Genomic DNA, 14077 nt, shown 5'->3' with positions numbered 1-14077 from the left:
ATGGTCACGGACGAACCTGGACACCCGAGGCGGCACATTCGGTAGGCGGGGGACAATCTCCGCCTACCCCCTCAAACCGACGCCTGTGCCATGAAACTTTCCCGCTGGCGCCCGACTGTCAGATGGAAACGACCAGGTCACAGACATGGCTTCAGCCAGTACGGCTGAGCGAGTTGCTCGTCAGAAATTTTCGCCATCAGTATCGAAATGTTTCGAGCGAGCGGAGGAATCTCTGATGGTGCGAGTTCGTCTGGCGGGAGCCCTGATCACCGCGGTGGCGCTTGTCGTCCTGGGGCTGGTTCTGGCCGCGCCGGCCTCGTCGGCGCAACTGACCGAGGTCACCGGTTTCGGTACCAATCCGACCAACCTGCGCATGCACCTGTACGTCCCGGACGGCGTGGGGGCGCGCCCGCCGGTGGTGGTGGCCGTGCACTACTGCACCGGCTCCGGTCCGGCCTTCTACTCCGGCACCGAGTTCGCCTCCCTGGCCGACCGGTACAAGTTCATCGTCATCTATCCCTCCGCCACCAGGAGCGGCTCCTGCTATGACGTGTCCTCGCCGCAGGCGCTGCGGCGCGACGGCGGCAGCGACCCGGTGGGCATCATGTCCATGGTCAGATACGTCCAGCAGCGTCACGGCGGTGATCCCGATCGCACCTACGTCACCGGGGCGTCCTCCGGCGGGATGATGACGAACGTGCTGCTCGGCGACTACCCCGACGTGTTCAAGGCCGGGGCGGCGTTCATGGGGGTGCCGTTCGCCTGCTTCGCCACGACCGACGGGTCGAGCTGGAACAGCGCGTGCGCGAACGGGCAGATCAGCAGGACGCCGCAGCAGTGGGGCGACCTGGTACGCGCGGCGTACCCCGGTTACAGCGGCACGCGGCCCAGGATGCAGATCTGGCACGGCACCGAGGACGCCACCCTGCGGTACCCGAACTTCCAGGAGCAGATCAAGCAGTGGACGAACGTCCACGGCCTCAGCCAGACGCCCAGCCTCACCGACCAGCCCCAGGCCGGCTACACCCGCACTCGTTACGGAGCCACGGGCGGCATGGCGCCGGTCGAGGCGATCAGCCTCCAGGGCGTGGGCCACGATCTGCCCAGGGGCGGGATGGCCGCCGAGGTGATCCGGTTCTTCGGCCTGAACCAGGGCCCCACCGTCAGCCCCACCGTCACTCCCACCGTCACCCCCACCGTGACGCCCACCGTGACCCCGACGGCATCGGGCCCGTGCCGCGTCACCTACACGATGAACACCTGGAACACCGGTTTCACCTCCGCCGTCACGATCAGCAACACGGGCTCGACCTCGATCGCGAGTTGGGCGCTGGGCTTCGCGCTGCCCTCCGGCCAAACGATCACCTCTGCCTGGAACGCCACGGTCTCGCCGGGAAGCGGCCAGGTCACCGCCAGGAACGTCGCCTACAACGCCACCATCGCACCCGGCGCCTCGGTCTCCTTCGGATTCCAGGCCACCCACACGGGCAACACCGCCAAGCCCGCCGCCTTCTCCCTCAACGGCACCGCCTGCTCGGCCGGCTGAACCGCTCGCCCGGCTCCCGTCGCCGAGCGAAGAGCGACCGGGGTGGCGTGCGTACGCCACCCCGGCACGGCTTCGGAACCGAGCATCAAGTGGCTCTTGTGCTGCTGACGACCTCGCCCAGCAGGGCGTGGTCCGGCGGGTGCACGGCGGCGCGATGGCGGCGCGCGTGCCACCTCCGAGGTTCCCAGGGGAGGCGGGGCTAGGCTGAAAGTGTGAGTGTCACCGCTGGTAGCTACAGGTTGGGTCCCGAGTACGGCAGGCTCCTGATCGATACCACCCGGACCGGACTCGGTGCGAAGGCCGGCCACGATCTCACCATCGAGGTCACCCGCTGGCACGGCGACGCCACGATCGACCCCGCGAACCCGGCCGGCTCCTCGGTGACCGTCGAGGTCGACGCCGAATCGCTGGAAGTCCGGGAAGGAACCGGCGGCGTCAAACCGCTCACGAGCTCCGATCGCGCGGAGATCGAGAAGACCCTGCGAGAGAAGATCCTGCACACCGGGCGGCACCCTACGATCACCTTCCGGTCGACCCGGGTCAGCGGCGGCGCGGAGTCGTTCAGCGTCGAGGGCGACCTCACCATCGTCGGCGTCACACAGCCCGCCACGGTCCAGGGCCGGCTGACCGAGGGCCGCGCACAAGGCTCGGCGACCATCGCGCAGACTCGCTGGGGGATCCGCCCGTACTCGGCGTTGTTCGGCACCCTCAAACTCGGCGACGAAGTCGGAGTGCGGTTCGACGTCGGCCTCCCGCCGACGTGATACCTGCTCGGTCCGGCTCCTGGATCTGGTCGTATGTCAAAACGAATCGTTTCGTCTCGCCAAGGCGCTAAGCTGGCCGTATGCCCAGCGCCAGGAAACCGGACAGCTCCCGGCGCAGTGAACGCTCGCGGCAGGCGATCCTCGCGACCACCCGCGCGCTGATCTCCGAGGTGGGGTACGGGAAGGTCTCGATCGAGGCCATCGCCGCGCGAGCGGGCGTCGGCAAGCAAACGATCTACCGGTGGTGGCCGTCCAAGGGCGGCCTGATCTTCGACTCCATCCTGGCACTCAGCGAGGACGCCGAAGGGCAGAGTGTGACGCTGCCCGACAGCGGCGACATCGAGGCCGACCTGAAGCTCGTGATGCGCGCAACGGTCGCCGAGTTCGCCGATCCCGACTTCGAGAAGCCGATCCGGGCACTCACCACCGAGATCATCAACGATCCCGGCCTCGCCGGCGAGTACCACGAGAAGCTGGCCCGTCCCATGGACGACGCCAAGAAGGCGCGCCTGCGCACAGCACAGCAGGCGGGCCAGCTCGCCGCGGACGCCGACCTCGACCTGGTCCTCGAAGTGCTCTACGCCCCCCTCTTCCAACGATGGCTGCACCGTTCGGGCCCGCTCACCACCGAGTACGCCGACTCCCTCGTCGACATCACGCTCAGAGCCTTCCGCCCCTGACCTCTTGCCGGCCGTCACGGCCCCGGACCCTAGCTCTCAGGATGGCACTCCGTAGTAGGTGGCGATCGCGGCGGCGCGGTTGCGCAGGGAGTTGCGCAACCACTGCGGGGCCAGGGCCTCCGCGCTCGTGGCGAGCTGCCACAGCGCCCATTCGGCGTGTCTCGAATCTTGGAAGGTCACCTCCAGCCGCAGCCAGCCGTCTGCGTCGGCTTCTTCGGCGCGGACGGCCACCGCGGTGCCCACCAGGCCCTCCCGCCGCGCCGGGTGCACCCGTACCAGCACGGTGACCTGGTCGCCGCCGGCCCGAAACTGCGTGCTGCGTTCCTGCCAGGCCCGGTCCAGATCGACCCGGTCTGGTCGCTGTGCCGGTTCGGCGAGTTCCTCGGCGGCCAAGACCCGGGACAGCCGGTAGGTGCGGTCCGCGCCAGACCTCGTGGCCAGCAAATAGCCCTGGTCGCGTACGGTGACCAGGCCGATCGGGTCCACCGTGCGCCACTTCGGGGCCTGGTCCACCGCCGCGTAGCGGATGCGCAGCTTGTGTCCGGAGAACACCGCGCGCCGGACCTCGGTCACTATGGTGTCGGGCAGCTCCTCAGCGACCAGCCGGCGCGAGAGGAGGTCGGTCTCCGGGTCGATGAGCAATCGCTGAGCCGCGCCGGCCGCGGTGGCCCGATAGCTTTCGGGTAGCGCGTCGACCACCTTGAGCATGGCCGAAGCGAGCGCCGAGCCGAGGCCGAATACCTGCGCGCCGCGCCGCGATCCGGCGACCAGCAGGGCAAGTGCCTCGTCGTGGTTCAGTCCGGTGAGCTCGGTCTGGAAACCGGGCAGCAATGCGAAACCGCCGTGCCGGCCGCGTTCGGCGTAGACCGGGACGCCGGCTGCGGACAGCGCCTCGATGTCGCGCAGCACGGTGCGGGTGGACACCTCCAGCTCGCGGGCCAGCGTGGCCGCGGACAGCCGACCGCGCTGGCGCAGCAGCAGCACCAGCGATACCAACCGGTCGGCGCGCATACGAAAACTCTACAGAAATACGCGACACAGGATGTCGTGTATTCACTGGGAGGCTTACCCGCATCACAAAGACCCATCGCACCGAGAGGTGATCCACATGGCACACGCCATTGTCAATCCGGACGGTTTGCACGACCCGGTCCCGTTCGGCTACAGCCATACCGCCACCGTCCCCGCAGGTACGGAACTAGTGCTTATCGCGGGTCAGTACGGATCCGGCCCAGACGGCGCGGTTGTCTCGACCGACTTCACCGAGCAAGTGAAGCAGACGTTCCGCAACATCGGCGTCGCTCTTGCCGCCCATGGGCTCGACCTCAGCCACGTCGTCCAGCTCAGGACGTATGTGGTGAACCATGACGTCAGCAAGCTTGGGCCAATCGCCGGGGCCATGCAGGAGGGCTGGGGTACGAAACCGCCCACGCAATCCCTCATCGGGGTCGCGAGCCTGGCTACGCCTGACGTGCTGTTCGAGGTCGAGGCCCTCGCCGCCCGGCCCTGACTCGCCGCCGCCCGCATCCGGCTGTTCATCACGGAGTGGCGTAGCAATGTGGAGGGGCGCCATCGGACATGAAGGTCCGGGCAACACGTCGCTCCGGTGAGGGTCCGCCTCGTAGGCGAGCGCACGCGGCTCACCTACGAGGCGTTGTCGGGCAGGCGGCCGAGCGGGCGCCCCCAGACCCGGCGGGTGCAGGCCCGGAACACGGCTCCCCGGTGGCGTATCCTCGGGCCCAGTCCGTGCCCTCCAGGGAAAGCTGCGTGATCCGTGTCAAATTCCTCACCACGGGACATGCGGTTGCGCCGGTACTGGGACCGACAGGCCGACTCCTACGACCGGCAGATGGCGTTCGCCGAGCGCCGCTTCTTCGCCGACACCCGTCCGTGGCTGTGCGGGCAGGCGGTCGGCGACGCGTTGGAGGTGGCCATCGGCACCGGCCTGAACCTTGCCCACTACCCCGACGGCGTCCGGCTCACCGGCGTGGAGTGGAGCGCCCCGATGCTGGCGGTGGCGCGACGCCGGGCCGACGACCTCGGTCGGCAAGTCGATCTGCAGCAGGGTGACGCGCGGGCGCTGCGCTTCGCCGACGGGCGCTTCGACACGGTCGTGTGCACGTTCGCGCTGTGCGGGATCTCCGACGAGCGGATCGCTCTCGCCGAGCTGGCACGGGTCCTGCGGCCTGGCGGTCTGCTGCTCCTGGCCGATCACGTGGCCTCGTCGTCCTGGCCGGTCCGGGTGCTGCAAGGGCTGGTGGACGCGGTCACCGTACCGCTGTCCGGGGAACATTACCGCCGTCGGCCACTGCGCCGGGTACGGGCGATGGGGTTCACCGTGGAGCGTCACGAGCGCTTCAGACTCGGCATCATCGAACGGCTCGCAGCCCGGAAACCCGACCTCACCGGCCCCTGACCACGAGGTCGCCGTCCACCAGCCCCTGATGACGCGTTCGTCAGGTCTGGGCGGATCTCCAGGACTCCACGGTCGCTTCAGCGATGATCTCGATGTGGCGTCCGTATGCCGGATGCCCGTCGGACACGAAGCTGCCGTCCCTGAACGGCAACCCGCAGAACGTGGCGCGGAAGTGCCCGGGAGCTCCGCCCGGCGGAAGCGGCGCGTACGGCGCGAGCGGCGCCATGTCGTAGCCCGACTGTGCCCTGTGACTGTTCCGCGCCACCTGATGGGCTGCCACGCGAAGCAGTGCGTCAAGGCCCTTGTCCAGGTAGAGCTGCAGCAGGCGAAACTGGTCGTCGAGGTACTTCTGGGGGGCTCCGGAAGGATGCTGCAGGAGATACGCGCAGACCACAGGCGCGTGCCAGCTGTACATCTGGGGATCGGCCTGTTCTTCAGCCAGGATCTGGTGGTAGTAGTCCACGCACACGCCCAGCGGGCCGGCGGTCGCGCCGCAGTCGCACTGACCCACGCTGGGGTTGTCTGTCATGGTCCGCAAACATAGGCGGCCGGCAACGGCCTTGTCATCCTGGTGCGCAGACGGAGACAACCGCCGGAAACCGTCCTGGACCTGGGGTCATCCGCCGATCTGGGTGGAAGCCACGCCGAGGTGGGGAACGAGCTGGGCCGGATGGGTGAGCTGCGGATAGTGCCCGGCCCCGGCGATCTCGGTCACCGGGTGGTCGACGCCCACGAACAGCGGGTCGGCCGAGCCCACGATGATCTCGATCGGGACGCTCACCCGGTCCAGCAACGCCCGCGTACGCGCACGCTCGGCGTAAGACGTACGCAGGGCGGTGACCACTCGGCGGGCCACCCCGGAACGGCGCAGGTCGGCGGCGGCGCTGGCCACCTCAGGGCTCTCCGGGAGGTCCAGCACCCCGGCCAGGCGGGCGGCGGACATGCGGCGCAGCATGGGTGCGGCCAGGACGGAGCGGGTGAGTCGCGGGCCCGGAGCCTGCAGGAACGCAGGGGCGATGAGGACGAGTCCGCTGATGCGTTCCGGATGCTCGACGGCGAAGCGGAGCGCGGGCCCGCAGGCCAGCGAGTGCGCGACCAGCACGGGGCGGGTCTGTACCGGGGCCATCAGGTCGGCGAGCCACGCGTCGATCGGCTGGGCGGTGGGGGCCGAGCGCCCCAGGCCGGGCAGGTCGGGGGCCAGGATCGGGCCGGGCAGGTGGGCGGCGAGGGGCGCCCAGAGGTCGGCGTTCATCGGCAGCCCGTGCAGCAGGACGTGGGCGGGCCGGTGCGCGTCGCCCATCGTCCAGGTGCGGCCGCGGAAGCCGTACGGGCGCAGCCACGGTGACGCGGCGCCGAAGCGGGTGGCCACCAGGTCATCGGCCCATGCCCGCAAAGCGTCGGCGGCCGGGGGCATCTCCAGGCCGGCCGCACCGGCGAAGGCGCGGGCGGAGGCCGTCGGGTAGCGGTCGGCCGACAGGAACGACAGCGTCTCGGGGTCGGCACCGGTGATCTTGCGCGGCAGGCGGCGGACGAGGCCGACGGGGATGGTACGGCGCGGCGCCCGCACGCCCATGTGGTCGGCGACCGTGCTGACCAGTTCGGGCAGAACAGGAGTGGTGTCGTCGAGCACCCAGTAGTCCTCACCCGCGGGCGAGGCGGGGATCTCCGCCAGGAAGCGCGCGAAGTAGTCGATCGTGACGATCGGCAGGAAGACGTCGGGGCCGCCGGGGAGCGCGGGGAGCCGCCCGTTCCACAGGTCCTCGACGAGTGCGGCCAGGCCGATGACCTGGCCGGGACCGATCACCGTGCTGGGGTTGGCGATGGTCAGCGGGACCTCCAGTTCGCGGGCCCGGGCGCGCACCGCGAGGTCGGCCTCGGCCTTCGACGCCTCATAGGCGCCCAGCCTGGCGTAGTCGGGTCGGGCGTCGCTCACCCGGTACCCGCTGATGTGCACGAGCCGCCGCAGTCCTGGCAGCGTGGCGGCCCATTCGAGAACGTTGAGCGCCCCGGTCACGTTGGCCGCCCGCGCTTCCGCCACGCCGAGGCCGAACGCGAAACGCGCGGCGGTGTTGTAGACGTCGCGCACCTGGGGCAGCCCCGTGAGCGGTCGGGTGATGTCGGCGGTGACGACGGTCAGCCCGCTGGTGTCGACGTCGTGGGAGTTCAGCCAGGGAGTGAGGGTGTCGTTCCGTACGGCTGCCGCCACCCGCTGTCCTCTGCCGAGCAGTTCGGCGACCAGGGAGCGGCCGATGAAACCGGTCGCGCCGAAGACGATCGCGTCCATGAGACTCCTTAATAGATCGGTCTACATATTTTGAAGGCCGCAAAAGAGCCCGCCGGTCGCGGCGGGCCCGTGTCAGCGCAGCAGGGTGGTGATCTGGCGGGCGACCCGATGCAGCGGGTCCTTGCTGCGGTGCGCCCTGGCCAGCAGGAGTGCCCCCTCGACCAGGGCCAGGATCGTGACCGAGAGGTCGTCGGCGTCCGGCCGGCCGTCCAGCCGCGTACGCAGGGCCGCGGCCCATGAGGTGTAGACCTCCGAGCAGGCCTCCTGCAGCGGGTCGCTGGTGGCGGCCATTTCGAGCGCCACGGTGGCCACCGGACACCCCTTGCGCCAGCCTGACTCCTCCAGCCGGTCGCCCAGGTGCCGCAGCACCGCTTCGACGAACTCGGCCGTGGACGGGGTGGAATCGGCCAAATCCTCCATGGCGTCGCCGAGCGCCTGGCCGGCTCGCCGTATGGACTCGCCGACCAGCTGGTCCTTGCCGTCGGGGAAGTGGAAGTAGAGCGAGCCGCGGGGCGCGCCACTGGCCGCGATCACCTGGTTGAGCCCGGCGCCGGAGTATCCCCCGGTCTCGATCAGCTCCTGCGTCGCCTGCAGCAGCCGGTCCCGTGTCTCGGCGCCCTTCCGTCCCATGGCAACAAAATAGACCGGCCTACATATTATTTCAAGTCGCCTGGTCATCCCCGCGAAGCCATTGCCGCTGCCGCCTGACCACAACCGATCCACAGGCACTGAGCCGCGCCCGTCAGGGTGACACGACCTCCATGCTTCCGGAGTCGCTGGACAGCTCGATCGCATGCTGCGCCGAGGGGGCGCTCGCGGCCTTGATGTCCTTTTCGCCGGACTCCGTCTTGGCCACGATGTTGTACGGCCCCTGTGGGACATGGATGACGGTATTACCCGAATCCGTGGAGGTCGTGACCTTGTCGGGCCGCCCGGCGAAGGCCAGGTTCATATCGCCGGAGTCGGTCTTCGTGACGACCTGCTTGCCCGTCAGCCCGCTGGCCTCGACCGTCCCGGAGTCGGTGGTGGCTTCCACCTCGCCCGACAGGTTCTTCAGCGTCAGGACCCCCGAGTCGGAACTCACCTTGACACGGAGGCCCTTGGGCACCTCGACCTGGTAGCTCACGTCGCAGGTCACGCCCAGGGCGCCCCACCCCCACGTGGTGGGACAGGTGAACGTCAACCCCAGCGTGTCACCCTGCACCTTGTGGCTGGTCTCCGGCTTGTTCCTGCTCCAGCTCAGCCGCTCCGTCACGCGGATGCCCTGACGATCCGACTCGACCACGTCGACGGTCCCCGAGTCGGCTTCGACGTACAGCGCCGCCACCTTGTCGGTGACGTCGTACGACACAACGTCCTCAGCCGGCGTGCCGCACCCGGTCACCACCGCCGCGAGCCCGAGAAGGCCCGCGACCATCGCCGTTCTCCGCATCTTCATGGTGCTCAATTCTGAGTGACGGCCATACCGGCCTCGGTTGATTCCTGGAATCGCCCCTGAGGACATCGCTGAGACCCGACGGACTAAGCCCGGCTCCCCGTGAAGCCGGCGACCACCTGCGGCAGCACCTTGCGGACGGTCTGGTTGGCTTCGGCGGGAAACGCGACCGCGAGGCGGCCCAAGGCCAGCGCTCCAGACGCCATTACGCGAGAAGTAGCCATGTCCGGAACTCTAGATTTCCCCACAACGAACAGCATTGCTGCCGCCACCCGAACCTCTGGTAGTGCCAGCCTTACCTGCGCCCGATCCGGTGATGGTCTGGAAGTGACATCACCGGATCGGGCTCCATACGAGTGCCGGCCGCGCCGTCCAGGGGCCTCAATCCACGCGGAAGCCGGTGATGACATGCCGCGGAGGGGCCTGTCACCGGTAGGAGTCGATGAGCCGTGCGAGGTGCCTGCCGGCGATCTCCAGGGGTGCTTCGCTCTGTGACACCTGGGCGGACATCTCCGCCCCCTCCAGCGTGTTGATCACCGTGTGGGCCAGATCGTGCGCGACGTCCTCGGGGAAGCCGGATCGGCGGAGCTTGTCGTGGACCAGGGCTCGCCAGTTCTGGAAGGCCTGCTCGGCGGCGCGCTGGATGTCCGGCACGCGCCCGGCGCTCTCCAGCGCGGTGGTGGTGATGGGGCAGCCGTCGAGCCAGCCGGACTCGCGCAGGCCCGCGGCCAGGTCGCGGGCGCATCCGGCGATCGCCGCGGCCGGGTCGTCCACGCGCTCCAGCACGTCGCGCAGGAGCTCGGCGAACTCACGGTCCCCGTGCCGGATGGCCTCGACCGCCAGTTCGGTCTTGCCGCCGGGGAAGAAGTGGTAGACCGAGCCGAGAGTGGCCTGGGCCTCCCGGGAGATCTGTTTGAGGCCGGTCGCCGCGAATCCCTGCTGCTGCATCAACCGGGATGTGGCCCGGACGATCCGTTCCCGCGTGCCGTACTCCTGCGTGGTGCTCATGACGACAGCATAGTGAATAGAGCGTTCGTTCTAGGGATGTGTTACGGTCTCACGTCTAGATAGAGCGTTCGTTTTAGAGCTGTCGAAGGAGACACCATGACCGCCACACCTTCCGTGACGATGATCGGCCTGGGCCCGATGGGTCAGGCGATGGCCGCCGCTTATCTGGAGCGCGGCTACGAGGTCACCGTGTGGAACCGCACTCCGGGCAAAGCCGACCACTTGGTGGCGCGCGGCGCGCACCGCGCACCTACCGTCGAGGCCGCCCTGACGGCCAACGACCTGGTCGTACTGAGCCTGACCGACTACGACGCGGTGTACGCCATCCTGGAGCAGGCCCCCAGCGCCTTGGCCGGCCGTACCGTGGCCAACCTCACCTCCGACACTCCCGAGAAGGGCCGGCAGGCGGCGGAGTGGCTGGCGCGGCACGGCGCCGTGCAGATCACCGGTGGCGTGCAGGTGCCGCCGCCGGGCATCGGCACTCCTGGAGCCATGACGTACTACAGCGGTCCCAAGGACGCGGTCGAGGCCCACCGGGCGGCCCTGGAGGTGCTGACCGGCATCGACTACCTGGGCGAGGACCCGGGTCTGGCGGCGCTGTACTACCAGATCGGGATGGACATGTTCTGGACGTCCCTGGTGGGCTACCTGCACGGCCAGGCGGTGGCAGCGGCCAACGGCATCACGGCGGAGGAGTTCCTGCCGCACGCCGTGAAGACCGTTGACCTCCGATACTTCCTGGAGTTCTACGCTCCCCGCATCGACGCCGGCAACCATGAAGGCGACGTGGACACCCTGACCATGGGCGCGGCCAGCCTGGAACACGTCCTGCACACCGCGCGTACGTCCGGCGTGGACGGCTCCCTGCCGGCCGCCGTCCTGGACGTCTTCCGCCGCGGCATCGCCGCCGGCCACGGCAAGGACAGCCTCACCAGCCTGATCCAGGTGCTGAAGCAGTAGTCGAGTACGGCCCGCCCGGCCGGCGGATGGCTCGGCGGCAGCTACCCGACCGGCACCGTATTTGAGCCGCTGCCACCCCCATGGCAACCTCCCGCCCGGCTGCCTGATCGAATGCACGCAGATTCCACGGGCGTGGGAACGGGACGCAGGCCGTCCGGTTCAGGTGCGGCCGGTGTACGCGGGCGCGAAGAACACCAGCAGGGCCAGGTCCTCGACGATGTCGACGAACCGGTGGGCCTCCCCGGCCGGCACGAAGATGAGATCGCCGGGCCCGACCGCGGCCGCACCGGAGTCGGTGACCACCCGGGCCCTGCCTGCGGTGACCAGGTAGATCTCGTCTTCTCGGTGGGGCGTCTGATCATCGACTCCGCCGGCGGGGATCAGGTAGGTGCCGGCCGAGAGCCGGTCGCTGCGGATGTGTTCGACGTAGTCGCCGGGTGCCGCGCCGGGGGCGGCGTACGTCCCGGAGTTCTTGATCAGCTGCATGGAGGCAGCCTAACCACCAGCATGGACAGCGCCTCGCCGGTGGTCATCACCGTGGCGGGGCGATGAGTTGACGTTCTCGTCGCAGGGCTTCTCATGCGGGTCTGGCCAGCCGGGCGAAGGAGAGCACCACAACCGTCGAGAGCAGCCAGCCCAGCAGGCTGGCCACGTTCAGCAGCGCGGAGGCCAGCGCCCCCACGGGAGTGCGTGTCTCGGGATACCACGTCGCGCGCTGACCCAGCGTGAGGAGCGGGACGACGGTGTCCACCGTGTAGAACAGCGGGTCGAAGCAGCGCACCTGCCCGTCCCCGCACGGCCCGGGACTGGCGGCGCGGCTCGCGGTGGTCGCGGTGCCGTCCCCTGGAGCCACGACGTCATCCACGGTGACCAGCCTGCCGTCCATCGCGTAGACGTTCCCGCGCGGGTCCGTCGCCCGCAAGGTCTCCTGGACCGCGGGACTCAGCACCAGGGCACCCACCAGCGCGAGTAACGCCCCCAGCAGCCACAGCACCCGGCCGGGCCGGTAACCGTAACCGACGGTGAGCCCGTAGACCACGTCGACGGCGTTCCTGACCAGCCGGCGCGGTGAGCGGCCATCTGCCGACGGCACCCTCCTGGCCTGCCGGCGTTGCTCGATGAGCAGCGACTCGGCCTCCACCGGGTGTCCATGCTGGCGGAACACCCGGGCCGCCTGCTCGTAGGGACCGGCGTCGAAGGGCGCCATCCCGCGCAGCCAGTCACGACGAGCACGCCAGTCCCACTCGCCCTCGAACCGGTCGTAGACGAAGCCCGCGATCGCCGAGTCGCGTGGCCATCTGGCCGGGTCGTCGGCGAGCACCGTGGTGGACGCGCCGGTCAGATCCACCGACGGCGGGACCTCGGCCCAGCGCAGGCGCATGCCACCGCGTGCCATGGCCGACCCCGCCTCGATCCCGCCGGCGAAGGTACCGCCCTCGCAGTCGAGCCGTCCCTCGACCGCGCACCGGTTCAGCCGCACCCGGCCCTCGGCAGCGAATCCTCCGGAGAGCAGTATCGACCCCCGTACCACCGCCCGGTGCAGCGAGAACGCCTCACCGCCCGGGTTGCGCAGCCGGGCGCGGTGAGCGTCCAGGATGCCGCCGATCGTCGCGGACCGAAACCGGAAGCCGCCACCGGTGGCCTCGACATCCCGCAGGTTCACCCCGCTGTCGACGATCACGCCCTGTGCGTCGATGAGCGAGTCTCTCTCCGGCTGGCTCCATCGGGTTCCCTGGAGGGTGAGGTCGCCTTTGATGTGGGTCCCTGTCAGCCGCAGCGTGCCCTGGACCTCCACGTCGTCCTCCACCAGGAGGCTGGAGCGCAGTTCGGCGTTGGTCAGATCGAGGGCTCGCCCGCCGCCGACCGTGAACGCACATCCCTTGTGGATGCGGACGGTGCTGAACGACCCCATGGAAAGATCCACGCCGCCACCGATCCGGCACTCGCCGTCGACGGTGAGGTCTCCCCCGACGAAGAGCCCCGGCGCGCTGACCGCGGTCCCGGCGCTGTGCCTGCTGGAGTACCCGACGCCGCTGACCGCCTCGGTGGGCTCGAATGTGGCATTACGGATCAGGAACTTGCCGGAGATCCGGGCGTTGCCCAGGTCGACGCGGCCACGGATCAAAGGGCGGCGGCCCGACTGGTCCTCGATGAGGAAGACGCTGCCGCCGATCTGTGCGTCGCCCAGGTCCAGGGCCTGCCCGCGGTCGGGGCGGGTCAGCTGGGCGCCGGTCAGGTCCAGCGAACCCGCCACCTGAACGCCCAGCAGCCGCATCCCCCCGCGGGCCTCGAACCCGTGCAGCAGCCGGATGGTGCCGCCGACCCGCATCCGGTCGGCCTGAACCGCACGCATCGCGGAGTCGATGACCGTATCCAGGCAGAGCAGGCGCCCGCCGATCTCCGACTCGCACAGCCAGACAGCCGCGCTGCAGGAGGTGCTGGCCGAGGTCCACAGATCACCGGTGATACGCGACCGGGACAGATCCAGGTCGCGGCGGACCCGCAGCCCGTTGGCCAGGACACCGGGAATCTCGCAGCCGTCCAACACGAGCAGATGCAGGTCCGCGCCGTCCAGGTTGACGGGCTGCTCGAACACGCAGCCGTAGAAACGGAGGGGAAAGGGGATCTCCATCCCGCTCAGGTCGAGGTCGCCCACGATTCTGGCGCCCTCGATCGCCGGCCCGCGCGGGTCGATCTCCTCGCGCCCCCGCCGACACAGCGCTCGCACCAGGCTCGCCTCGACGACGAGTTCCGCACCGTCCTGCGGCCGCAGGACCTGGCCCGCCGCGTAGGCCTGCAGCATGGCCGCCTCATCGAGCATGGTCACGCGCACCGTTTCCCATCAGTCCACGAGAACCAGGGCACGGCCCCGCTCATCAGCTCGCCAGGCACATCCACCGTCCACCGCCTGCACCTGATCACCTTCGGAGCGTAGCGCCAAACACACAGCACGGGTCATCTCCGCGAAGCCGGCCGGCCAGAGC

Annotated in this window: 15 protein-coding genes; 6 read left to right on the top strand and 9 right to left on the bottom strand. The window is 69.5% G+C overall.

The genetic code is table 11. The features are described 5' to 3' along the window. The first annotated feature begins 235 nt into the window (after positions 1-235). From MBA17_RS21480 to MBA17_RS21470, 3 genes are all read left to right on the top strand, one after another. The gene (locus MBA17_RS21480; RefSeq protein WP_238498307.1) at positions 236-1546 is read left to right on the top strand and encodes an extracellular catalytic domain type 1 short-chain-length polyhydroxyalkanoate depolymerase; all 1311 of its coding nucleotides are present in this window, start codon (positions 236-238) and stop codon (positions 1544-1546) included. A gap of 212 nt (positions 1547-1758) precedes the next feature. Next, the gene (locus tag MBA17_RS21475; protein WP_238498306.1) at positions 1759-2310 is read left to right on the top strand and encodes a YceI family protein; all 552 of its coding nucleotides are present in this window, start codon (positions 1759-1761) and stop codon (positions 2308-2310) included. Between the two features lie 80 nt (positions 2311-2390). After that, positions 2391-2990, top strand: coding sequence for a TetR/AcrR family transcriptional regulator (locus MBA17_RS21470; protein WP_238498305.1), 600 nt, complete (start codon positions 2391-2393; stop codon positions 2988-2990). Between the two features lie 36 nt (positions 2991-3026). On the opposite strand, the gene MBA17_RS21465 is transcribed toward MBA17_RS21470, so the two are convergent. Further along, a complete protein-coding gene (locus tag MBA17_RS21465) occupies positions 3027-4001 on the bottom strand; it encodes a helix-turn-helix transcriptional regulator (protein WP_238498304.1) in 975 nt (324 codons plus the stop codon). A gap of 97 nt (positions 4002-4098) precedes the next feature. Between MBA17_RS21465 and MBA17_RS21460 the strand changes: the two genes are divergently transcribed. Both MBA17_RS21460 and MBA17_RS21455 read left to right on the top strand, forming a co-directional pair. Then, on the top strand, positions 4099-4500 hold the full coding sequence (locus MBA17_RS21460; RefSeq protein WP_238498303.1) for a RidA family protein: 402 nt from the start codon (positions 4099-4101) through the stop codon (positions 4498-4500). A gap of 288 nt (positions 4501-4788) precedes the next feature. Continuing rightward, the gene (locus MBA17_RS21455) at positions 4789-5406 is read left to right on the top strand and encodes a class I SAM-dependent methyltransferase (RefSeq protein ID WP_238498302.1); all 618 of its coding nucleotides are present in this window, start codon (positions 4789-4791) and stop codon (positions 5404-5406) included. Positions 5407-5446: 40 nt separating this feature from the next. Here MBA17_RS21455 and MBA17_RS21450 read toward each other — a convergent pair whose 3' ends face one another. The 6 genes from MBA17_RS21450 to MBA17_RS21425 all read right to left on the bottom strand — a co-directional run bounded on the left by MBA17_RS21450 (position 5447) and on the right by MBA17_RS21425 (position 10133). Then, positions 5447-5935, bottom strand: coding sequence for a DUF5946 family protein (locus MBA17_RS21450; protein ID WP_238498301.1), 489 nt, complete (start codon positions 5933-5935; stop codon positions 5447-5449). Positions 5936-6022: 87 nt separating this feature from the next. Then, complete coding sequence (locus MBA17_RS21445) at positions 6023-7690, bottom strand: alpha/beta fold hydrolase (protein ID WP_238498300.1); 1668 nt, start codon at positions 7688-7690, stop codon at positions 6023-6025. Positions 7691-7762: 72 nt separating this feature from the next. After that, positions 7763-8320, bottom strand: coding sequence for a TetR/AcrR family transcriptional regulator (locus tag MBA17_RS21440; RefSeq protein WP_238498299.1), 558 nt, complete (start codon positions 8318-8320; stop codon positions 7763-7765). 112 nt (positions 8321-8432) lie between these two features. Next, positions 8433-9128, bottom strand: a complete 696-nt coding sequence (locus MBA17_RS21435; RefSeq protein WP_238498298.1) for a DUF4097 family beta strand repeat-containing protein — start codon at positions 9126-9128, stop codon at positions 8433-8435. Between the two features lie 83 nt (positions 9129-9211). Continuing rightward, positions 9212-9349, bottom strand: a complete 138-nt coding sequence (locus MBA17_RS21430; RefSeq protein ID WP_238498297.1) for a hypothetical protein — start codon at positions 9347-9349, stop codon at positions 9212-9214. Positions 9350-9551: 202 nt separating this feature from the next. Beyond that, entirely contained in the window at positions 9552-10133 is a 582-nt protein-coding gene (locus MBA17_RS21425) for a TetR/AcrR family transcriptional regulator (RefSeq protein WP_238498296.1), read from the bottom strand. Positions 10134-10229: 96 nt separating this feature from the next. Between MBA17_RS21425 and MBA17_RS21420 the strand changes: the two genes are divergently transcribed. Next, entirely contained in the window at positions 10230-11093 is an 864-nt protein-coding gene (locus tag MBA17_RS21420; RefSeq protein WP_238498295.1) for an NAD(P)-dependent oxidoreductase, read from the top strand. Positions 11094-11252: 159 nt separating this feature from the next. Here MBA17_RS21420 and MBA17_RS21415 read toward each other — a convergent pair whose 3' ends face one another. Continuing rightward, a complete protein-coding gene (locus MBA17_RS21415; RefSeq protein ID WP_238498294.1) occupies positions 11253-11579 on the bottom strand; it encodes a cupin domain-containing protein in 327 nt (108 codons plus the stop codon). 91 nt (positions 11580-11670) lie between these two features. Continuing rightward, entirely contained in the window at positions 11671-13920 is a 2250-nt protein-coding gene (locus tag MBA17_RS21410) for a hypothetical protein (RefSeq protein ID WP_238498293.1), read from the bottom strand. Positions 13921-14077: the final 157 nt, after the last annotated feature.

Origin of the sequence: Dolomitihabitans soli (assembly GCF_022213955.1) — a bacterium.
GTDB lineage: Bacteria > Actinomycetota > Actinomycetes > Streptosporangiales > Streptosporangiaceae > Streptosporangium_A > Streptosporangium_A soli.
The sequence above is the reverse complement of the archived record's forward strand: the minus strand, read 5'-3'. Positions and strand labels throughout refer to the sequence as shown.